At 55.4% G+C, this 21,631-nt stretch carries 21 protein-coding genes and 1 pseudogene; 12 read left to right on the top strand and 10 right to left on the bottom strand.

Features of this window, described 5'->3' with window-relative positions; translation table 11 throughout:
- Window positions 1-173: 173 nt before the first annotated feature.
- The 7 genes from NQ012_RS03245 to NQ012_RS03215 form a co-directional block, all read right to left on the bottom strand.
- Window positions 174-1,163: a peptide ABC transporter ATP-binding protein gene (locus NQ012_RS03245; protein ID WP_257066132.1), complete on the bottom strand. Its 990-nt coding sequence runs from the start codon at window positions 1,161-1,163 to the stop codon at window positions 174-176.
- Window positions 1,163-2,158 (bottom strand): ABC transporter ATP-binding protein, encoded by a 996-nt coding sequence (locus NQ012_RS03240; protein ID WP_257066130.1) that lies wholly within the window; start codon window positions 2,156-2,158, stop codon window positions 1,163-1,165. Before NQ012_RS03240 ends, NQ012_RS03245 begins: the two co-directional genes overlap by 1 nt.
- Window positions 2,158-3,066, bottom strand: a complete 909-nt coding sequence (locus tag NQ012_RS03235) for an ABC transporter permease (RefSeq protein WP_257066128.1) — start codon at window positions 3,064-3,066, stop codon at window positions 2,158-2,160. The genes NQ012_RS03240 and NQ012_RS03235 overlap by 1 nt, the downstream gene beginning before the upstream one ends.
- Before the next feature lie 32 nt (window positions 3,067-3,098).
- A complete protein-coding gene (locus NQ012_RS03230) occupies window positions 3,099-4,112 on the bottom strand; it encodes an ABC transporter permease (RefSeq protein WP_257066127.1) in 1,014 nt (337 codons plus the stop codon).
- A 297-nt stretch (window positions 4,113-4,409) separates the two neighbouring features.
- The gene (locus NQ012_RS03225) at window positions 4,410-6,044 is read right to left on the bottom strand and encodes an ABC transporter substrate-binding protein (RefSeq protein WP_257066126.1); all 1,635 of its coding nucleotides are present in this window, start codon (window positions 6,042-6,044) and stop codon (window positions 4,410-4,412) included.
- A gap of 355 nt (window positions 6,045-6,399) precedes the next feature.
- On the bottom strand, window positions 6,400-7,110 hold the full coding sequence (locus NQ012_RS03220) for a phosphoglycolate phosphatase (RefSeq protein ID WP_257066124.1): 711 nt from the start codon (window positions 7,108-7,110) through the stop codon (window positions 6,400-6,402).
- 239 nt (window positions 7,111-7,349) lie between these two features.
- On the bottom strand, window positions 7,350-8,222 hold the full coding sequence (locus NQ012_RS03215; RefSeq protein ID WP_257066122.1) for a YicC/YloC family endoribonuclease: 873 nt from the start codon (window positions 8,220-8,222) through the stop codon (window positions 7,350-7,352).
- Window positions 8,223-8,323: 101 nt separating this feature from the next.
- On the opposite strand from NQ012_RS03215, the gene rph reads away from it, so the two are divergent.
- Window positions 8,324-9,067, top strand: coding sequence for a ribonuclease PH (rph, locus tag NQ012_RS03210; protein ID WP_257066121.1), 744 nt, complete (start codon window positions 8,324-8,326; stop codon window positions 9,065-9,067).
- A gap of 62 nt (window positions 9,068-9,129) precedes the next feature.
- Entirely contained in the window at window positions 9,130-10,311 is a 1,182-nt protein-coding gene (gene coaBC / locus NQ012_RS03205; RefSeq protein ID WP_257066120.1) for a bifunctional phosphopantothenoylcysteine decarboxylase/phosphopantothenate--cysteine ligase CoaBC, read from the top strand.
- A 410-nt stretch (window positions 10,312-10,721) separates the two neighbouring features.
- Here the strand turns inward: coaBC and NQ012_RS03200 are convergent, their stop codons facing one another.
- Entirely contained in the window at window positions 10,722-11,615 is an 894-nt protein-coding gene (locus NQ012_RS03200; RefSeq protein ID WP_257066119.1) for a LysR family transcriptional regulator, read from the bottom strand.
- Window positions 11,616-11,726: 111 nt separating this feature from the next.
- Between NQ012_RS03200 and NQ012_RS03195 the strand changes: the two genes are divergently transcribed.
- The 3 genes from NQ012_RS03195 (at window position 11,727) to NQ012_RS03185 (ending at window position 13,242) form a co-directional block, all read left to right on the top strand.
- Window positions 11,727-12,575, top strand: a complete 849-nt coding sequence (locus NQ012_RS03195) for an aldo/keto reductase (protein WP_257066117.1) — start codon at window positions 11,727-11,729, stop codon at window positions 12,573-12,575.
- A 74-nt stretch (window positions 12,576-12,649) separates the two neighbouring features.
- The gene (locus NQ012_RS03190; RefSeq protein WP_257066115.1) at window positions 12,650-12,997 is read left to right on the top strand and encodes a hypothetical protein; all 348 of its coding nucleotides are present in this window, start codon (window positions 12,650-12,652) and stop codon (window positions 12,995-12,997) included.
- The gene (locus NQ012_RS03185) at window positions 12,976-13,242 is read left to right on the top strand and encodes a flavodoxin family protein (RefSeq protein ID WP_257066113.1); all 267 of its coding nucleotides are present in this window, start codon (window positions 12,976-12,978) and stop codon (window positions 13,240-13,242) included. Before NQ012_RS03190 ends, NQ012_RS03185 begins: the two co-directional genes overlap by 22 nt.
- Window positions 13,243-13,447: 205 nt before the next feature.
- Here the strand turns inward: NQ012_RS03185 and NQ012_RS03180 are convergent, their stop codons facing one another.
- Entirely contained in the window at window positions 13,448-14,524 is a 1,077-nt protein-coding gene (locus tag NQ012_RS03180) for an alkene reductase (RefSeq protein ID WP_257066111.1), read from the bottom strand.
- Window positions 14,525-14,635: 111 nt separating this feature from the next.
- On the opposite strand from NQ012_RS03180, the gene NQ012_RS03175 reads away from it, so the two are divergent.
- The 7 genes and pseudogenes from NQ012_RS03175 (at window position 14,636) to NQ012_RS03145 (ending at window position 20,500) form a co-directional block, all read left to right on the top strand.
- Window positions 14,636-15,502 carry a LysR family transcriptional regulator gene (locus NQ012_RS03175; protein ID WP_257066110.1) on the top strand — a complete coding sequence of 289 codons (867 nt, stop codon included), beginning with the start codon at window positions 14,636-14,638 and terminating at the stop codon, window positions 15,500-15,502.
- A gap of 235 nt (window positions 15,503-15,737) precedes the next feature.
- A pseudogene (locus NQ012_RS13135) lies at window positions 15,738-15,950 on the top strand (DUF4440 domain-containing protein); the annotation flags it as partial.
- Between the two features lie 64 nt (window positions 15,951-16,014).
- Window positions 16,015-16,296 carry an aldo/keto reductase gene (locus NQ012_RS03165; RefSeq protein ID WP_257066107.1) on the top strand — a complete coding sequence of 94 codons (282 nt, stop codon included), beginning with the start codon at window positions 16,015-16,017 and terminating at the stop codon, window positions 16,294-16,296.
- Window positions 16,297-16,358: 62 nt separating this feature from the next.
- Entirely contained in the window at window positions 16,359-16,802 is a 444-nt protein-coding gene (locus NQ012_RS03160; RefSeq protein WP_257066106.1) for a nuclear transport factor 2 family protein, read from the top strand.
- 27 nt (window positions 16,803-16,829) lie between these two features.
- Window positions 16,830-17,651: an SDR family oxidoreductase gene (locus NQ012_RS03155; RefSeq protein ID WP_257066104.1), complete on the top strand. Its 822-nt coding sequence runs from the start codon at window positions 16,830-16,832 to the stop codon at window positions 17,649-17,651.
- A 46-nt stretch (window positions 17,652-17,697) separates the two neighbouring features.
- On the top strand, window positions 17,698-18,804 hold the full coding sequence (locus NQ012_RS03150; protein ID WP_257066103.1) for an alpha/beta hydrolase: 1,107 nt from the start codon (window positions 17,698-17,700) through the stop codon (window positions 18,802-18,804).
- A 43-nt stretch (window positions 18,805-18,847) separates the two neighbouring features.
- Window positions 18,848-20,500 (top strand): carboxylesterase/lipase family protein, encoded by a 1,653-nt coding sequence (locus NQ012_RS03145; RefSeq protein WP_257066102.1) that lies wholly within the window; start codon window positions 18,848-18,850, stop codon window positions 20,498-20,500.
- Between the two features lie 112 nt (window positions 20,501-20,612).
- Here NQ012_RS03145 and NQ012_RS03140 read toward each other — a convergent pair whose 3' ends face one another.
- Window positions 20,613-21,536 carry a LysR family transcriptional regulator gene (locus NQ012_RS03140; protein ID WP_257066101.1) on the bottom strand — a complete coding sequence of 308 codons (924 nt, stop codon included), beginning with the start codon at window positions 21,534-21,536 and terminating at the stop codon, window positions 20,613-20,615.
- Between the last annotated feature and the right edge of the window lie 95 nt (window positions 21,537-21,631).

Genomic DNA, 21,631 nt, shown 5'->3' with positions numbered 1-21,631 from the left:
TTTGAATGGCAAACTATTGAATAAAATAAGTTTATAAAATTTTAAGATGGATTTCCGCCTGCGCGGGAATGACGGCTGTTGGTGTTCATGAGGTTTTGCAAAGGTCTCGATTTGATAACAAATGAGGCCGTCTGAAAACTTTCAGACGGCCTCATGGTTATTTGCGAGAAACCTCAGGCGGCGATTTCTTCCAGCCGCAAACAGGCCACTTTGCGGCCCTGCCATTCGCGCAATTCGGGTACTTCCTGTGCGCAGCGCGCTTGGGCGTGCGGGCAGCGTTGGTGCAGTGCGCAACCGCTGGGCGGGTTGAGCGGGCTGGGCAGTTCGCCGGCAAGTTTGAGCTGTACTTTCTGCTCTTTCAAGCTTGGTGCGGCGGAAAGCAGCGCTTGGGTATAAGGGTGCAACGGCTTGGCGAATACGGTTTCGCTGTTGCCGTGTTCCACCACGCGGCCGAGATACATCACCATGATGTCGTCGGCCACATGTTCGACCACCGATAAATTATGCGAGATAAACACATAAGCCGTGCCGTATTGTTCCTGCAAATCCATAAACAGGTTGAGCACCTGCGCCTGAATGGAAACGTCGAGCGCGGAAGTCGGCTCGTCGGCCACCACGATTTTGGGGTTGAGCATCATGGCGCGGGCAAGGGCGATGCGCTGGCGCTGGCCGCCTGAAAACATATGCGGATAGCGCGAGGAATGCTCGGGGCGCAGGCCGACGGTTTTCATCATTTCCACCGCCCGCTCGTAACGCTCTTTTTTGCTCAGTTTGGTGTGGATGGCAAGCGGCTCCGTGAGCTGGAAGGCGATGGTTTGGCGCGGATTCAGACTGGCATAGGGGTTTTGGAACACCATTTGGATTTCGGTGCGCATTGCTTTCAGACGGCCTGAACCCAGTTTGGCGGTTTCGGTGCCGTTGATGGCCAGGCTGCCGGAAGTGGGCGTTTCAATCAGGGTGAGCTGGCGGGCCAGCGTGGATTTGCCGCAACCGGATTCGCCCACCACCGCCAGCGTTTTGCCTGCCTGAAGCTCGAACGATACGCCGTTTAAGGCTTTCACCACTTTTTTCTCTTTGCCCAAGCCGCCGCTAACCGGATAGTGGCGGGTTAAATCGCGGGCTTCCAGAACGGTTTTTGCTTCAACGGTTTTTACTTCACTCATTAGGCGGCTCCCTTGGTTTGCAGTTCGGTTAAGTTGCTGCTGATGCAGCGCACTTTTCCGTAGCGGCTGTTTAACACGGGCGGCGGCGTTTGGCAGGCTTCGCGCGCATAGGGGCAACGCGGCGAGAGCAGGCAGCCGGCCGGGCGGTCGTATTGGCTGGGCACCACGCCGGGCAGTGATTTCAGACGGCCTTTTCCGTGCGAAAACTCGGGAATGGACTGCAATAAGGCTTCGGTATAAGGATGGGCGGGTGTTTCGAATATATGCGGCACGCTGCTTTGCTCGACCACCTGGCCGGCATACATTACCGCCACATGCTCGGCGTGTTGCGCCACCAAGCCCAGATCGTGGGTAATCAGAATCATCGCCATCTCGCGCTCTTGTTGCAGGCGGTGGAGCAGATCCATGATTTGCGCCTGCACGGTAACATCAAGCGCAGTGGTCGGCTCGTCGGCAATCAACAGTTTCGGCTCGCAGGCCAGCGCCATCGCAATCATCACGCGCTGGCTCATACCGCCCGACAATTGGTGCGGATAGGCTTTCAGACGGCCTTTGGCATCGGGGATTTCCACCAACTCGAGCAACTCGACCGCCCGCGCCTTGGCCGCCGCGCCTTTCAGCCCCAAGTGCGCCTTGAGCACTTCGGTAATCTGCATTTCGACGGTGAAGCTCGGGTTGAGGCTGGTCATCGCGTCTTGGAAAATCATTGAAATATCTTTGCCGATGATTTTGCGCTTTTCTTTGGCGGAAAGTTTCAGCATGTCTTTGCCGTCGAACAGCATTTTGTCTGCCCGGATGGCGGCGGTATTCGGCAGCAGCCCCATCAGCGCCATCATCGACACCGATTTGCCGGAGCCGGATTCGCCCACCACCGCCAGCACTTCGCCCGACGATACTTCTAGGCTCACCGAATCGACCGCGCGAAAAGCGCGCGCGCCCTGCCCGAAAACCACTTGCAGGTTTTCAATGCTTAATAAAGGTTGTTTCGCTTCCATCACGACACCTGCTTCAGTTTCGGGTCGAGCGCGTCGCGCAAGCCGTCGCCCGTAAGGTTAATCGACAAGGCGGCGATGAAAATCGCCAAACCGGGGAACACGGCCATCCACACATTGCTTTGGATATATTGCCGCGCGTTGCCCAACATCGCGCCCCATTCGGCGGAAGGCGGTTGCACGCCCAAGCCCAAAAAGCCGATGGCGCCCGCTTCGAGAATGGCGGTGGAAAAAATCATGGTGGCCTGCACGATCAGCGGCCCCATGCAGTTGGGCAGCACGGTAATCAGCATCAAGCGCGGCAGGCCGGCGCCCATCACGCGGGCGGCGGTAACGTAGTCTTTTTGCAACTCCACCAGCGCGGTGGCGCGGGTGATGCGGATAAACGGCGGCATACACACCAGTGAAATCGCCAACACGGTGTTGGTCATCGAGGGGCCGAGAATGGCGGCGATGATGATTGCCAGCAGCAGGCCGGGGTAGGACATCAAAATATCGTTAACGAGCATAATCACTTTGCCCAACGTTTTCGGCCAAAATGCCGCCATCAGCCCCAAAGCCACGCCGCATACCATGGCGGTGAGGGTGGAGGCCAGGCCGATCAGCAGCGAATAGCGGCTGCCGTGCAAAATGCGCGACAAGGTATCGCGCCCCGCATCGTCGGTGCCGAAAATAAATTCGGAAGTGCCGCCGAAGAGAAGGGGCGGAAGCTGTTCTTTACCCGAATGCAGGATATTGGGATCATAAGGGGAAATCCACGGTGCCAGCGCGGAAGCGAGCACCATCAGAACCAGAATCAGCAGCCCGGCCGTTGCGCCCTTGTTTTTTAAAAAGGCAGAAACAAACTGCTGCCATTCGGAGGGCGGCGTAACCTGTGCGGCAGCGGCGGTGGAAGTGGTTTGCGGAGACATAGCTATCTTTCTTCTTTTATTTTTATTCATGATTAGGCATGGCGGATTCGCGGGTTAATCAGGCCATAGGTAATATCAACCAGCAGGCTGATAAACATCAGCATGGTGGCCACCAGCAGAATGCCGTTTTGCACAATCGGGTAATCGCGGCTGAAAAAGCCGTCGAGCAGCCAGGTGCCGACACCCGGCCAGCTGAAGATGGTTTCGGTGAGAATCGCACCGGCCATCAGCGTGGCCATTTGCAGGCCGACCACGGTAACCACGGTAATCATGGTGTTGCGCAAAACGTGAACGAAGATGATGCGGGCGGGCGACAAGCCTTTGGCCTTGGCGGTGCGCACATAATCTTCGCCCAACACTTCGAGCATGGCTGAGCGCGTCATGCGGGCGATCATGGCCAGCGGAATGGTGGAAAGCGCAACGGAGGGCAAAATGAAATGTTTGATTACGTCCCACAGGGCGGCGGAGTTGCCGGACAATAACGCACCCAACAGCCATGATCTGCCTACCGGCTGCACGTCGATAAATTTAATCACGTTGATCACGCCCGAAACCGGCAGCCAGCCCAGATAGTGGGCGAAAATGCCGGTGAGAATCGGGCCGAGCAGATAAATCGGCATCGAATAACCGGCCAGTGCGCCGCTCATCAGAATGTAGTCAAGCCAGGTGCCGCGCCTGAGGGCGGCGATAATGCCGAGCGACACGCCGACCACGGTGGCAATCACCATCGCGCAGAACGCCAGCTCCAGCGTGGGAACAAAGTGGGAAAAGAAGTCTTGCAGCACCGGCGTGCGGGTGCGGAAAGTTTCGCCGAAATCGCCGCTGAGCACTTTGGTCAGATAATCCCAATACTGCACGATAATCGGTTTATCCAAACCCAGCCGCTGCATCATGGCTTCGCGCACGGCCGGATCAACCGAACGCTCGCCCATCATCACGGTAACCACGTCGCCGGGCACCAGCCGTATCAGGGTGAATGTGGAAATCGTCAAACCGATATAGATCGGTATCATCAATAAAATACGTCGCAGAATATAAGAAAGCATCGGTGTTGCTCTTGGTTGGGTTGGTGTTCGGGCGTTTTATAGTGGCTTAAATTTAACACGTACAGCGTTGCCTCGCCTTAGCTCAAAGAGAACGATTTTGTAAGCCGCTGAAGCGGCAACAGAATCGGTTCCGTACTACTTGTACTGTCTGCGGCTTCGTCGCCTTGTCCGTGTTAAATTTAAGCCACTATATTTTTTGGAGTGTTTTCTTTTCAGACGGCCCCGTATTTCACGAAAGGCCGTCTGAAAAGAAAACACCGCTTGGCCTGCGGGCAGACCGAACGGTGTTTTTTGCGCTTATTCCACGCTCACGCCTTCGAAGCGGGTGCTGCCCAAAGGCTCGAGCACATAACCTTTCACGTTTTTCGCCAACAGCGCATCGGTAATCGAGTGGGCGATAAACACGGCCGGTTTTTTCTCTGTCAGCAGTTTTTGCGACTGCATATAAATGGCGGTGCGTTTTTCTTTATCGGTAATAGCGCGGCCTTCGGCAACGGTTTTGTCGAACTCTTTATCGCAGAATCCGCCGTAGTTGCTGCCGCCTACCGCCGCACAGCTGAAGAGGTTGCCGAACCAGTTGTCGGGGTCGCCGTTATCGCCGGTCCAACCGATCAGCATGCTGTCGGCTTCGCCTTTTTTACCGCGGCTGAGGTATTCGCCCCATTCGTAGGTAACGAGTTTGGCTTTGATGCCCGCTTTGGCCCAGTCGGCCTGAATCATTTCGGCCATCAGCTTGGCATTGGGGTTATACGGGCGTTGAACCGGCATATACCACAGGGCGATTTCTTTGTTTTCCGCACCGGCTTCTTTCAGCAGCGCTTTGGCTTTTTCGGGATCATAGGCCGAGGGTTTGAGATTGGTGTCCACGCCCCATTGGCTCGGCGGCAGCAGGCCGGCGGCGCGTTTGCCGGAGCCGGCGAACACGGCTTTGATGATAGCGTCTTTATCGATGGCCAAATCCAGCGCTTCGCGCACTTTCGGGTCGGCACCCAATTTGCCCTCGCGTGTGTTAAAGGCCAGATAGCCGGTGTTGTAGCCTTCGCGCGATTCCACGTTCACTTTGCCGGATTTTTTGGCGGCTTCCACTTCGGCCACTTTGTTATAGCGCGACAGGCTGCATTCGCCCGCTTCCACTTTCTGCGCGCGCACGCCGGAATCTTTGGTGATGGCGAAAATCAGGTTGTCGATTTTCACGTTGCCTTTGTTCCAATATTCGGGGTGTTTGGCATAGCGGATCTGTTGGTCTTTTTGGTAAGACTTCAACACAAACGGGCCGGTGCCGACGGGTTTGGTGTTGATGTCGGCCTGTTTACCCGCTTTTTCCAGTTGGGCGGCGTATTCTGCCGAAAGAATATAGGCAAAAGGCATACCCAGGTTTTGCAGGAAGGGCGCGTTGATGTTTTTCAGGGTGATTTTAACGGTGGAGTCGTCGACTTTTTCAACCGATGCCACGTCTTCGGTCAAACCCATATCGGAAGCATAGGGAAATTCGGCGGGATAAGCTTTGTTATAGGGGAAGTCTTTGTTCAGCATACGCTGGAAGGTGAGCACAACGTCGTCGGCATTGAAATCGCGGGTGGGGGTGAAATAATCGGTGGTGTGGAATTTCACGCCTTTGCGAAGGTGGAAGGTGTAGGTTTTGCCGTCTTCGGAAACATCCCATTTTTCGGCCAGTGCAGGCTCGATATCGGTGGTGCCGATTTTAAATTGAACCAGGCCGTTGTAGAGGGTGTGGGCGGAGGCGTCGAAAGTGGCGCCGTCGGTGTATTGGCCGGGGTCGAAGCCGCCGGGGCTGCCTTCCGAGCAATATACGAGGGTGGCATTGCCGCCACCGCTATCGGCGGAACCGCCTGATTTGTTCTCGGAACCGCAGGCTGCCAGCCCTAAAGCGAGTGCGGCCAGCGCAGTCAGCTTGAATAACGGTTTCTGCATAATGTGTCCTTTCATCCTTTGGAAATAAACGCGCCGGCGGCAGGTTGCCGCTGCATAACAAAACAGTACATTTGTTAACAAAACAAACGCTTTGGAATATAGCCATGAACTATTGTTTAGGCAAGTATTTTTTATTAAGAGAGAGCGGAGGCTCCAAACGGCGGCGGGGATATGGTTAACCAACTTAAAGAAAAGTACATGCGTCATACTCGGGCTTGCCCCGGGTATCTTGAGTTTCAGCAACATGAGATACTCGGGCCAAGCCCGAGTATGACGAAATGGTTACTTAAAGTAAGCGGTTTAACTATAAAAAAAGTTTGAGGCCGTCTGAAAAGGATTTCAGACGGCCTCAACGTTATTCGTCCTGCGCTTTTTGCGGTTGCAGGTTTTCGTAGATTTCGGGCAGCGAGCCGATCAGCCAGTCGGGTTTGGTGGCAGGCTCTTGCGAGAGCAGGGGCATGTCGCCGTAGCCGAAGGTTACGCCCACGCTCAGGCAGCCGGCGGCTTTGGCGGCGAGAATGTCGTTGGCGGAGTCGCCCACCATCAGCATATCGGCGGGGGCGATGCCGAGCACTTCGGCGGCATGCAGCAGCGGCAGCGGGCTGGGTTTTTTCTCGGGCAGGCTGTCGCCGCCGAGTATCAGGCTGAAATAGTCGGCCAAGTGCAGCTGTTTCAGCAGCTCGGCGGCCAGCACTTCGTTTTTGTTGGTAATCACCACCAGCGGAATGCCCAGCGATTTGAGCAGGCCCAAGCCGGCTTCGGTTTCGGGATAGGGGCGGGTGAACACGCTCAGGTGTTCGCGGTAGTAGCGGATGAAAAAGGTAAATGCCTGCTCCCAGCGGTTTTGGTCTACTTGGCCGTCGCGGCTGTCGGTGAGCACGCGGTGGACGAGGTTGGCGAGGCCGTCGCCGACATAGCTTTCCACGGTGTGTTCGGGCAGCGGCGGCAGCCCCATGTGTTCGCGGGTGGCGTTGGCGGCGGCGGCGAGGTCTTGCACGGAATCGCAGAGCGTGCCGTCCAAATCAAAGGCAACGGCTTGAACGTGTTCGATGGCGGGTGTGGTCATGGCGGTTTGCGGTGGAGTGGAAAAGGGAATGGAATTGTAGCACAGGGCGGGTAGGGCGGAACGGCTGCGGGCGGGGTTGTTTTTGAAAGGCGGCAGGCCGTCTGAAAATGGTTTTCAGACGGCCTGCATGGTTTGTAGAACTTCTATTTATGTAGGAAACTGATCTGTCATACTCGGGTCAAGCCCGGGTATGACGGCAAATAAATATGATAAAAATACAATGAATTAGGAGCAAGCGTTTATTCGATATTCTGCACCTGTTCGCGCATCTGCTCGATAAGCACTTTCAATTCCACCGATGCCTGCGTGCATTCGGCGGCGATGGCCTTGCTGCCCAGCGTGTTGGCTTCGCGGTTGAGTTCCTGCATCAGAAAATCCAAACGTTTGCCCACGCTGCCTTTGGCGGTGGTAACAATGCGGCGCACTTCGCCGATGTGGGTGCGCAGGCGGCTGAATTCTTCGTCGACGTCGGACTTCTGCATAAACAGGGTGAATTCCTGTTGCAGGCGGTCGTTGTCGATGGTTTCCACCGCTTCTTTCAGACGGCTCCTCACTTTTTCCATATGCGCTTCGAGCAGGCCGGGGAAAATACCGCTTAGGTTGTTGATGATATTTTCCATTTCGTCTAGGCGGCTCAGCAGGTGCTGCGCCAGTTTTTCGCCTTCGCGCGCCCGGGCGGCGGCAAAATCGGTTAAGGCTTGGTTTAACAGTTGCTGCACGGTTTGGGCGAAGGCTTCTTCGTCTTCGTTTTGGCTGGCGAGCACGCCGGGAAATTTCAGAATGTCGGCCACGGTGAGTTTGCCCAAACCTTCGTGTTTTTTGCGCCATTTTTTGTTGATCTCGGCCAGTTGCGCCACCAAATCCTGATTCACGTTCAGGCTTTGCGCGCCAGAGGCGATGTCTTGAATCTGGATGCGGCACTCGAGTTTGCCCCGGGCGGCGCGGGCGGCGATGCTTTCGCGCAGGCTGCTTTCGAGATGGCGCAAATCGTCGGGCATACGGAACTGCACGTCGAGATAGCGGTGGTTGACGGCGCGCACTTCCAAGTTGATGCGTTTGGCGCCGCATTCGCCTGCGGCGTTGGCAAAGCCGGTCATGCTGTGGATGGTCATGGTGTTTTACTCCGTGTGGTGTTTGCGAGTGAAATCGGCCGAAATATACCATATCTGTGCGTGTTATAATCCGCGCATATCGAATTTGAGGAATAAAACCGATGACTGCCTACACCCGCACTTCGCGCGCTGCCGATGCTTTGCGCGAAATCCGCATCACGCCCGATTTTCTGCCCCATGCCGACGGCTCGGTGCTAATCGAATGCGGCAACACCAAAGTAATCTGCACCGCATCGGTTGACGAAAACGTGCCGCCGTTTCTGCGCGGCAAAGGGCAGGGCTGGGTAACGGCGGAATACGGCATGCTGCCCGCATCCACCGCTTCGCGTATGCGCCGCGAGGCTGCGGCGGGCAAACAGAGCGGGCGCACTCAGGAAATCCAGCGCCTGATCGGCCGCTCGCTGCGCGCGGTGGTGGATTTGGAAAGCCTGGGCGAGCGGCAGATTTTAATCGACTGCGATGTTATCCAAGCCGACGGCGGCACGCGCACCGCCAGCATCACGGGCGCATTTGTGGCTTTGCAGATGGCGGTGGATAAATTATTGGCGGCGGGTATGCTGCTGCACAACCCCGTGCGCGAAGCCGTGGCGGCGGTGTCGGCCGGCGTGGTCGGCGGCGTGCCGCTGCTGGATTTGGATTACCCCGAAGATTCCGGCTGCGAGAGCGATGTCAATATGGTGATGACCGCCTCGGGCAAAATCATCGAAATACAGGGCACGGCGGAAGGCGCGCCGTTCAGCGTGGCGGAGCTGGGCGAACTGATCAGATTGGGGCAGAAAGGCGTGGCAGAGCTGGTGCGCCACCAGCAGCAGGCGCTGAAGTCCGCCGCCGTTTCCAAACGATAAGGCCGTCTGAAAAGCGCAGGCCGTGTTTTCAGACGGCCTTTCACACCCAAACAAAATTGATTATGAGCAAACACATCCTACTCGGCATCAGCGGCGGCATTGCCGCCTATAAATCGTGCGAACTCGTGCGCCTATTGAAAAAGCAGGGTCACAGCGTAACCGTGGCGATGAGCCGCGCCGCAACAGAATTCGTTTCGCCGCTCACCTTTCAAGCCTTAAGCGGCAACCCCGTGCTGGCCGAAACACACAGCGGCGGGGCCGACGGCAACGGTATGGCGCACATCAACCTCACCCGCGAGGCCGACGTGTTTCTGATTGCGCCGGCCAGTGCCAATACCATCGCCAAAATCGCGTGCGGCATCGCCGACAACCTGCTTACCAATCTGGCCGCCGCGCGCAAATGCCCGCTGGCCGTGGCACCCGCCATGAATGTGGAAATGTGGTTCAACCCCGCCAACCAACGCAATATCGCACAGCTGCTTGCAGACGGCATCACCGTGTTCCAGCCCGCCGAAGGCGAGCAGGCTTGCGGCGAAACCGGCGTGGGCCGTATGCCCGAAGCCGCCGAGCTGGCCGACCTGTTGCCCGATATGTGGGTCGGCAAATTATTGCAGGGCAAAAAAGTGCTGATAACGGCAGGCGCAACGTTTGAAGCCATCGACCCCGTACGCGGCATCACCAATATTTCCAGCGGCCAAATGGGCATGGCGCTCGCCCGCGCCTGCCGTGCCGCCGGAGCGGAAGTCAGCCTGGTTTACGGCCAGATTCAAACAGGCATACCCGCCGGTTTGGCGCACACCGAGCAGGCCGTGAGCGCCGAAGCCATGTACCGCGCGGTGATGAACCGCATCGGCGGCCAAGACATTTTCATTTCGGTGGCCGCCGTGGCCGACTACAAAGTGAAAAACAGCAGCGCGCAAAAGCTGAAGAAAAACCCCGCCGGTGCGCCGCCCGTTATCGAGCTGGCCGAAAACCCCGATATTCTCGCCGCCGTGGCCAAGCTGGCCGATGCGCCGTTTTGCGTGGGCTTTGCCGCCGAAAGCGAAAACGTGCTCGAACACGCCCGCGCCAAGCGGCTGAAGAAAGGCATCCCCATGCTGGTGGCCAATGATGTGGCCACTGCGATGGGCAAAGCCGTCAACCGCATCACCATCATCACTGAAACAGGTGAAACCGCCTTCCCCGAAACCGATAAAAGCCAAGCGGCCGCGGAGATTGTGAAGAAACTGGCGGAATGTGTTTGATTCGGCAGGTAGACAATCTGAGACCTTTGCAAAATTCTTTGAGGCCGTCTGAAACATCCAGTTATCGTCATTCCCGCGTAGGCGGGAATCCAGATGGAAGTATTGAATTATTGGTTAAACAAATACTTGAATACCAAGCGTCTGGATTCCCGCCTACGCGGGAATGACGGAAATCAGGTTTTTCAGGTGTTGAATTTTGCAAAGGCCTCAATCTTTACAAAAGCCCGGGCCGTCTGAAAAACTTTTCAGACGGCCCGGGCTTTTTTAACGTCGGTTCGCTCCTAAAAATATCTGTATCCCGTCAATACCCGGGCTTGACGTAGAGGTTTTAAAAGGCTGAAAGGAATTCTGTAAAGGCCCCGGCCTGAAGCCATTGCAAAATTCAAAAATATCGCCACAACTTCTTTTCGTCATTCCCGCAATGCCGCCACTAACGCTTTGAGCAGCGGCGAATTCATGCGGCGGTTGGGGTAATAGAGATAATAGCCGTCGTAGCGCATCGCCCAATCGTCGAGCACGCTCACCAGTTCGCCGTTGTCGAGTTCCTGCCGCACGATGTCGTCGAACACGCATACCAAGCCCAAGCCGGAGAGCGCGATTTGTTTGAGCAGTTCGCTGCTGTTGTTGGCAAGCAGGCGCGCCTGCGGGTGGAACAGCAGGGTTTCGCCGCTTTCGGGATGGCGGAAATCCCACGGCCACACGCCGCCCGAAGACGGCAGCCGCGAAGAATGGCAGGCATGCGCGGAAAGGTCGGCGGGTGTCTGCGGCGTGCCGTGCCGCGCCAGATAATCGGGGCTGCCGACCACGCGCACGGTTAACGGCGGCGAAATGCGCACGGCCACCATATCCTGCGCCACATGCCTGCCCAAGCGGATGCCCGCGTCGAAGCGTTCGGCGACGATATCGACAAAACGGGTTTCGCTACTCAATTCCAACTGCACTTCGGGATAATCGCGGACAAAGCTTTCCAGTTTGTGCCACAGCACATAGCGGAAGGCGTGCTGGTTGCCGTTGATGCGCAGGCTGCCGCGCAGGGTGTTGCGGAAGCTGCCCAGATTGTCGATGCTGGCATCGACGGCTTCAAACAGCGGCGAAAGCTCGGCATAAAGCTGCTCGCCCGCTTCGGTAAGCGAAATGCTGCGCGTGGTGCGGTGAAAGAGTTTGATTTGCAGGCGCTCTTCAATCGCGCGGATGGCATGGCTTAACGCCGAGGCGGAAACGCCCATCTGCGCGCCCGCTTTGGTGAAGCTGCCGGTTTGCGCCACCATCAAAAAGGCGCGCAGGTCGTTGAGGTTTTCTTTCATGGTAGGGGAATTACTGAAAAAAATTCACAAGGCTTTGCGATTTTACCCCGCTAATCAACGCCGGAAAACAGGCTTACAATATCATCTGTTTTGAACAGAAAGGATAAGCCCATGAAAACCGCAACCCTCAACAACGGCATCACCATGCCCATGCTGGGCTTCGGCGTATACCAAATTGCGCCCGAGCAAACCGAAGCGGCGGTAATCGGTGCATTGCAAAACGGCTACCGCCTGATCGACACCGCGGCGGCCTATATGAACGAAGAAGCGGTCGGCCGCGCCGTCAAGCAAAGCGGTGTGTCGCGCGATGACGTGTTCATCACCACCAAGCTGTGGGTGCAGGATGCCGGTGAGGCCGCCGCCGCGAAAGCGCTCGATGTTTCGCTGCAAAAACTCGGTTTGGATTATGTGGATTTGTATTTAATCCACCAACCGTACGGCGACATTCACGGTGCATGGCGGGCGATGGAAGCAGCGCTGAAAGCGGGTAAAATCCGCGCCATCGGTGTGAGTAATTTCCATCCCGACCGCGTGGCCGATTTGATTGCCCATCACGACACCGTGCCCGCCGTCAACCAAATTGAGCTGCACCCGTTTTACCAGCGCGAAACTGAAGTGGCCTTCCACCGCGAGTACGGTATCCTGACCCAATCTTGGGCATCGTTTGCCGAAGGGCAGAATGATATTTTCAAACATCCCGTGCTGTCCGCCATTGCCGCCGAACACGGCAAGAGCGTGGCGCAGGTGATTCTGCGCTGGCTCAACCAGCGCGGCGTGGCGGTGATTCCCAAATCCGTTACCCTCGCGCGCGTGATTGAAAACGCACAGATTTTCGATTTCGAGCTGAACGCGCAGGAGATGGCGCAGATTGCCGCGCTTGATACCGGCAAAAGCCTGTTTTTCGACCACCGCGACCCCGAGCGGGTGAAATGGTTGAGCGGCTGGAAGATTCATGATTAAGCGCATCAACCTTTCAGACGGCCTGGAGCGGTTTGAGGCCGTCTGAAAAAATGCCGAACAATGATGAGGTTGAAATGAACATGAAAGCCTTATTGATGATTGCGCTGGCAGCGGTTGGCGCAGCCGCCCCGGCTGCCGTGGCCGCCGAAGCGACGGAAAAACCGCTGATTGTGTATTTAAGCCGCACGCAAAACACCGCCGCCGTTGCCCGCATGATTCAGCAGCAAACCGGCGGCGACTTGGCGGAATTGGACACGCAAACGCCGTATCCGCAAAACTACCGTGCAACAGTCGAACAAGTGCGGCGCGAAAACGAACGGGGCTACCTGCCGCCGCTCAAACCGCTGGCACGCGATGTGCGCGCTTACCGCACCATTTATCTCGGCTTCCCCACTGGGGCATGCAGTTGCCGCCGCCGGTGAAAAGCTGGCTCTCGCGCACCGATTTGCGCGGCAAAACCGTGATGCCGTTCAATACCTACGGCGGTTACGGCGTCGGCAGCGGTTTTGACGATGTAAAACGCTTATGCACAGGCTGCACCGTGTTAACGGGGCTGTCGGTTAAAGGCGGCAGCGAGCGCGACGGTGTCAAACTGGCGATTCGGGGCGCGCAGGCGCAAACGGTTAACCGGCAAGTACGCGCTTGGCTGGCTGGTTTGCCGCGTTGAGGGTTTGCTCCGTATCGTGAAACTGCTTAATTTTATGAACAGTTTTGTCATGCTCGGGCTTGCTCTGCATCTTTCCAGACGGCCTTATGAATGCCTGTCTGAAAAAACGGCTTGAGAGCTTTGCAAGCTACCCATCTGCGGCGCATTGAAAACGAAAAACACCGTCTAAACATCATATTAGACGGTGTTTCCATTTCATTAAAAATCATAACCTCGGATAATCGATATAGCTCTGATTGCCGCCGCCGAAAAATGTATTTCTATCTGCTTGGTTCAACGGGGCGTTCAACTCAAACCGTTCCGGCAAATCGGGGTTGGCGATAAATGCCGTGCCATACGCCACCAAATCGGCAATACCTTTTTCTAATTCCGCTTCGCCGGTTTCACGCCCATAGCCGGTGCCGGCGATCAAAGTGTGCTTGATTTTCGAGCCGAATAATTCGATTTCGTCATCTTGCGGATAATGCGGCAGCAAAGGAAACATCGGGCTGCGTTTCATCAGCTCCACAAAGGCAAAATCCAGCTTATTCAATTCGTTGATCAAATAATCGTAACTCGCAACCGGATCATCAAAGGCAATATCGGCGTAAGGGTGCAGCGGCGAGATTTTAATGCCGACTTTGTCTCCGCCAACGGCGTCAATCAAACCCTGCATCACTTCCAAGGTAAAACGGGCTTTGTTGGCGATGCTGCCGCCGTATTCGTCATCACGCAGATTGCTGCTGTCGGCAAAAAACTGTTGCGGTAAATAGCCGTTTGCCATGTGTAACTCCACCCCGTCGAAGCCTGCGGCAATGGCATTTTTGGCTGCCTGAATATAGTCCGCATGCGTTTGTTTGATTTCAGACAGGCTCAACGCGCGCGGCGTTTCAAAGTCTTTTACGCCCTGCGATGTGAAGTGCTGCATGCTCTTGATGGCAACGGCCGACGGTGCGGCGGGCAGATGGCCATGACGGTCAACGGAATGCCCGACACGCCCGGTATGCCATAACTGCGCCACCATCACGCCGCCTTTGTCGTGCACCGCTTGGGTGACTTTTTGCCATGCTTGAATGTGCCCGTCGTTGTACAAACCTGGCGTAAACGGGCTGCCGATTGCATCGGGCGAAATATTGATGGCTTCCGACAAAATCAAACCCGCGCCGGCACGTTGTGCATAATATTCCGCCACATTATCGCCCACTATGCCGTCAATGCCGGCACGGCTGCGCGTCATGGGCGCCATGACCATGCGGTTTTTAAGTGAAAAACGGGAAAATTGAATGGGGCTGAGTAGTTTCATGATGATTCAAACCTTATGGTGTTTTGGTGATGAGTGGCATTCTATTTGCCATTAAAAAATAAATAAACGTGCTAAAATTAAAAATACTATTCGATTAAATGGATAATCAGCATGAATTCGCTCGACGATATGCAATTATTTGTCGAAGTGGTGAAGAACAAAAGTTTTGCCAAAACCGCCGAACGTTTGAATTTGGCCACTTCCACCGTGTCTTTGCGCATTCAGAAATTGGAACGGCGCATCGGTTTGCGCCTACTGAACCGCACCACACGCAAAATTGAACTCACCGAAGCGGGCAGCCTTTATTTTGCCAAAGCGGTGCAAATCGTTCAGGAAGCCGAAACCATCCATGAAACCTTAACCGGAATGCTGTCCGAACCGTCGGGCACGGTGCGGGTTTCCATGCCGGTGGATTTTGCCTATCAGGCATTTGTACCGCTTGCCCCTTTGTTTTATCAGCAATTTCCAAAAATTACATTGGACATAGACACCAGCCCGCGGGTAGTGGATTTAATCGGCGAGCCGTTCGACGTGGCTTTACGCATGGGTGAGCCGAAAGACATCAACTTGATTGCCCGCAAACTGGCGACTTATCACACCCATCTGTATGCCTCGCCCGATTATTTGGCGGCACACGGCACGCCCCGATCGTTTGATGAGTTGGCACAACATCAATGCCTGGCGTTTCGGCAGGAACAATGGCGGCTGTTTTGCGGTAATGAAGAAAAAACCGTTGCGTTTCATGCCATTTTGATCGGGCAAAGCTTAGGTTTGTTGGAGCGTTTGGCAAAACAAGGCATGGGCATTGCGCTCTTGCCCGATATCGTGGTGAGAAACCATGAGCTGCAACGTATATTACCCGAATGGTCGGGCTTGTCTTCGCCCTTGTATGCGGTTACCAGCACCCGTTTGCTGCCGAAAAAAGTGCAGGTGTTTATTGATTTTTTACGGCAGTATTTAGGTGGTGAAGCGGAATAGGCAAAAGCATAATAGGCCGTCTGAAAGTTTTCAGACGGCCTATTATGCTTTTGAAAACTACCCGATGATGTAGCGTGCAGGAATCCGAACGGTAATGCCTGTCTGAAAAAACGCTTTGCCTGCCGTATGCGGATTATTGAAAAAATTTCACAAGGTTATGCACTTTTTTCCGGCTAATCAACAGCAAACAAATTGGGTATGATGGTTCCGTTTGCACACAATACAGAAATCGGAAATGACCGCCTCAACCACCCCCGCCGCCGCCTCGCAACAGCTCTGGCAATGCCTGCTTGCAGGCGATACCGATGCCGCCGCCGCGCTGATAGACGATGCCGCGGTATTCGTCCATATGGGCGCCACGCTGGATAAACAGCAGGAACTGGATGCCTTGCGTAATCAGTTGATTGTTTTGAAAAACAGAGAACTTCAGGAAACTTCCGCCCGCATCATCGGCGCAACGGGCATCGTGCTGAATAAAATCAGACTGACCGCCGCCGTTAAAGGGCAGCAATGTGCGGGTTATCCGCTTGTTGCAAACTTGGGCGAAACGCCACACCTGCACGCCGGCGCAATTCGCTCTGGCATGGTTGCAGGCGCAGGCACCGTTTGTGGTGCCGATTCCGGGCACCACCAAAACCCGCCATTTATTGGATAATCTGGGCGCGGACGATGTGAAACTCAATGCAAACGAATGGGCGCAGTTCCGCAGGGAATTGGAAAAAATTCAAGTGCAAGGTTTCAGGCTGCCTGAAGCGGTATTGAAATTTTCAGGTGTGGAAGCGCGCCGCAAATAAGATAATGCAGGCCGTCTGAAAACCGTCCTGCACCAACCCTTTATCCGACCAAGGAAACCGATATGACCATCCCGAACCAGCAAGCCGAACGCCAAGCCCTGAAAGACTTGGTGGACACTTTCTCCAATCTGGCCGACGAAAAACGCGTGGCCGAGCAAATGGCCTTGTTCACCCCCGATGCCCAAGTCAACACCTATATCGGCGGCAAACTGTTTGCCGAAGCCAAGGGCACGGCGGAAATCGAACAGGTGTTCAGCAGCTTTCTGGCGCAGTTTCACAGTGTTTACCACCTCAACGGCCAACACACCGTAACCTTCCGCAGCGAAACCGAGGCCGAGGCCATCAACTATTGCGCCGTGAAACTGGTGGGCGAGCAAGACGGCAAGCAGGTTTTGCAAGACCACAGCGTGCGCTATCAGGACACTTACATCAAGCAAGGCGGCAAATGGCTGATCAGCCGACGCATCGCCAATTTCATGATCAGCGAAACCCGCATCATCGGCTGACCGTCTCAATACCGTTAGGAGAGCGCCATGAAACCCGTTAACGTTATTATCGGCAGCGGTGCGATTGCGCAAGCCATTGCCCGCCGCATCAGCATCGGCAAACATATCCTGCTGGCCGACATCAGGCCGGAAACTGCCGAACAGGCCGCCAGAACCTTGCGCGAAGCGGGTTTTGAATGCAGCACCGCCGCAGTGAATGTGGCCGAGCGCGAATCGGTGGCCGCCTTGGCGCAAACCGCCCAAGCCTTGGGCGAAGTGGCGGGCGTGGTGCATACGGCGGGGCTGTCGCCTTCGCAAGCCGCCCCGCAAGATATTTTGCGTGTGGATTTGTATGGCGCGGCGCTGGTGTTCGAGTATTTCGGCAACATCATCGCGCCGCAAGGCGCCGCCGTTGTGATTGGTTCGCAATCTTCCCACCGTTTGAAGATTGACGAACTCACGCAACAGCAGGCCGATGATTTGGCCTTGCTGCCTGCCGAAGAGTTATTGAATCTGCCCTTTGTGCGCGCTATTGACGACAGCTTGCGCGCCTACCAAATCGCCAAGCGCGGCAATGCCCTGCGCGTGCAGGCCGAAGCCGTGCGTTGGGGCAAACGCGGCGCGCGCATCAACTGCATCAGCGCCGGCATTGTGTTTACGCCATTGGCCTATGACGAACTCACCAGCCCCGAGCGCGGCGCGTTTTACCGCGACATGCTGGCCAAATCCCCCGCCGGACGCGGCGGCACGCCCGACGAAATCGCCGCCTTGGCGGAATTACTGTTCAGCCACAACGGCGGCTACATCACCGGCAGCGACATTCTCATCGACGGCGGCGCAACCGCGTTTTACAAATACGGCGGACAATAAAACCGCAGTTTAGGCCGTCTGAACAACCTGCAAAGGAAGAAAATCCATGAAAAAAACCTTATTGCTTACCACCTTATCCCTCGCGCTGGGCGCTTGCGCCCAAAGCGGCAACGGCCGCCTCACGCTGGCCGAACAAGGCAGCTTTGCCGTCGGCGGCACCGTAAAAACCAGCGAAGGCCGCTACGACGCCAACCCCGCCGCCTTAAAAGGCAACAACAACGACTTCTGGAACGTCTATCAGGCATCCACCCAAGCCGGCGGCCAAACCCTGCACGGCGACCATGCCGCCGTGTTCTACCAAATCCCCGAACGCGCCCGCAGCCTGCCGCTGGTGTTCCTGCACGGCTACGGCGGCTCCATGCGCGCTTGGCAGACCACGCCCGACGGCCGCGAAGGCTTCCAAAACATCTTCCTGCGCAAACGCTACCCCGTGTATCTGGTTGACCAGCCGCGCCGCGGGCAAGCCGGTCGCAGCACAGTTGGTTCTGAAATCAAAGCCACCCCCGACGACCAATTCTGGTTCGCCCAGTTCCGCATCGGCAGCTACCCGAACTTCAACCAAGGTGTAGCGTTTCCGCAAGATCAAGCCGCGCTGCAACAATTCTTCCGCACCATCACCCCCGACACCGGCCCCACCGATGCCGCCGCGATCACCGGCAGCATGGGCGCGCTGTTCGATAAAATCGGCGGCGGCATTCTGGTTACCCACTCCGCCGGCGGCGCGTTCGGCTGGCTGATTGCCGGCCAAAACCCCAACGTCAAAGCCGTGGTGGCCTACGAGCCGGGCAACTTCCCCTTCCCCGAAGGCGAAGTGCCGCCGGTGATGGAAAACCGCTTCGGCAACATCGCCCCGATGAAAACCGACGCCGACACCTTCCGCCGCCTCACGCAAATCCCGATTGTGATCTACTTCGGCGACTTTATCCCCGACGCGCCAAACGGCACCCAAGGCGGCGACCAATGGTATATGCGCATGAAACTGGCGCAGGACTGGGTAAACACCGTCAACAAACACGGCGGCAAAGCCACGCTGGTGCACCTGCCCAAAGTGGGCATCAAAGGCAACACCCATTTTCCGTTCAGCGATTTGAACAACCAACAAGTGGCCGAAGAAATGGCAAAATGGTTGTCTGAAAATGGTTTTGACCGCTAAGATTGTTTAAAAATCGCTTACCCAATCAATCGGAGAAAAATACATGAAATTTAAAGCCATCATACTGCCCCTTGCCCTTGCCTTATCTGCGTGCACCTCCATGTCCGATGACAAGGCCGGGCTAATCGGTGTTCAGGCAGGCAAAAACATTGCCGTGGCCACCGTACAAAATGCCCAAATCCAAGGTTTTATCCAAGATGGCGTGATGGTTTACAAAGGCGTGCCTTATGCCAAGGCCGAGCGTTTTATGCCGCCCGTTTTGCAAAGCCCGCAAAACCAGCTGGCGTTAAGAAACGGCAACATCTGTCCGCAGGGCAATGTCAACCCGATGGATACTTTTTTGTTTTCAGGCGGTAAATTCACTCAAAGCGATGATTGTTTGAATCTAAACATCTGGACACCTGCCACGCAAAAAACAAGCCCCGATAAGCAAAAACGACCCGTGATGGTGTGGCTGCACGGTGGTGGTTTTATGGCGGGATCATCTTTAGAATCGGATGCTTATGACGGCGCGAATCTGGCCAAAAGTCAGGATGTAGTGGTAGTGTCGGTCAACCACCGTTTGAACGCCATGGGTTATCTGGATTTATCGCATTTGGGTGGGAAATACGCCCAGTCGGTTAATTTGGGTGTGCAGGATTTGGTGGCATCGCTTGAATGGATTCAACAACATATCGACCAGTTCGGCGGCGATCCGAACAATGTCACTATTTTCGGCGAGTCCGGCGGCGGAGCGAAAGTGATGACCCTGATGGGCACACCGTCGGCCAAAGGCTTGTTCCATAAAGCCATTGTGCAAAGCGCTTTGGTGGGCGACGATATGATACAGTTGCTGAAGCCCGAAATCAGCCGCCACGTAACCGAGCTGACCTTAAAAAATCTGGGCATTCAAAATAATAAGTTGGACAAATTAAACGATCTGCCGTTCGAGCAAATCTTGGAAGCCGGCAATCAAGCACTTGCCCAAGTCGCCCAAGAGTTTGATTTCAGAAATCCTTTAAACCCAAGTCAAGTGGCTTTGTCTTGGCGGCCGATTCAAGACGGCAACATCGTTCCCCAGCACCCTAAAGACAGCGACTTGTCAGGTGGCATTCCGCTGCTCATCGGCAATAATTTTGCCGAATGGACAAGTTTTCCGCTGCAAGTCGATTTTGCCAAATCTTTGAACGACAACAAAAACACTTGGACGGACGAACAGCTGCAAACCAAACTGAACGAACGTTTCGGTCGTCAAAAAGAAGCAGTAGTACAGGCTTTCAGACAGGCCTACCCAAACCGCCCCGTTGCCGACGTGTTGTACGCCGCCGCTTCGTTTCGTGTTCCCACCATTCAAATGTCCAACATTCATGCACGAAAAGCCCCAGTTTATCAGTATCTGTTTGCATGGGACACGCCCGTAATGGACGGCATTCCGATGAGTTACCATACTGCCGAAATCGCCTTTGTGATGAACAATATCGGCAAAGCGCAAAAAGCCACCGGTGGCACGCGCGAAGCTTACGCCTTGGCGGAAAAAATGAGCCGCGCATGGGGCAATTTTGCCAAAACCAGCAACCCCAACGCCCGAGGCTTGCCAAAATGGCCGGCTTATACGCCGCAAAACGGCGCAACCATGATTTTCGACAACCAAAGCGAAGTCAAACAACACCACGACAGGGAACTGATGAAGCTGCTTAATCCGAATGCGGTGTTTTAAGTTTTGTAGCGGATTAATTTATGACATTGCTGCCTTGTATCGAAAACTAATTCAATCCACTATTAAAGGCCGCCTGAAAAACGCAAAAAATATGTTTTTCAGACGGCCTTTTTCAGACAGGCATTTTGTTTTTAACCGCCGGAAAATAGCGCTGCAATATCTGTGTTAATAAATCGAACACCAGCAACACCCGTTGCGGCGTGATGCTGTGGTAGGGGCGGTAAAGATACAGTTGCCAAGTTTGGCGGGGAATGTCGGGCAGCAGCTCGATCAGCTTGCCGGCGGTTAATTCGCTCTGGCAGATGCCGTCTAAAATAAACGCGCACACCCTGCCCGATAAGGCGGCGGCCAGCTCGCTGTAACCGTCGGTGGCGGCCAAGGCGGGGCGGCGGGGGATGAAGTTTTGCTGCTCGTTGAAATACCAGCCCCAAGGGCGGCCGGTTTCCTGATTGATTTGGCTGCTCAAAGGATAGCGCCGCTGCAAATCTTCCAGATTTTCAGGTAGCCCACAGCGTGCGGCCAATTCGGGCGCGGCAACGATGCGCTGGCGCATTTCGGTAATCGGGCGCACCACCCAATCGGGTTCGGGCGAGAGGCCGACGCGCACGCCCATGTCAATCTGGTGTTCCGTGAGCTTTAGGCGCGCGCTGTCGGCATACCATTCCAGCACGATGTCGGGATAATCGCGCAATTGTTGGCAGAGTTCGCCCAAAATTTCCGCGTAAAAAGGCAGCCTCGGCAGGGTGATGCGCACCACGCCCGCCAAATGGCCGTCGTTGCGGGCATGGTCGGTAAACAGCAGCTCGGCATCTTCCAGCAATTGTTTCGCCCGCGGCAGAAACTGTTCGCCAAACGCCGTTAAACGGATGGTGCGCGAATTGCGTTTGAACAGCACTTCGCCGACGGCGCTTTCCAATTCGGCAATCATGCGCGACACCACTTGCGGCGAAACCGATAAGCGCATGGCTGTTTCGCGGAAATTCAGCGTTTCGGCGGCGACGCAGAAATGGCGTAGCGCTTCCAATTTATTTAACATTATCATTCCTGTTTTTGGAATGTTGCATTCCTTAATCGTTCATTGTATCAGAACGAACAGGGGGCTAGAATGACCCTATCTTTTTTACAACCGTA

Source organism: Neisseria dentiae (genome assembly GCF_024580525.1).
GTDB classification, from domain to species: Bacteria; Pseudomonadota; Gammaproteobacteria; order Burkholderiales; family Neisseriaceae; genus Neisseria; species Neisseria dentiae_A.
The sequence above is the reverse complement of the archived record's forward strand: the minus strand, read 5'-3'. Positions and strand labels throughout refer to the sequence as shown.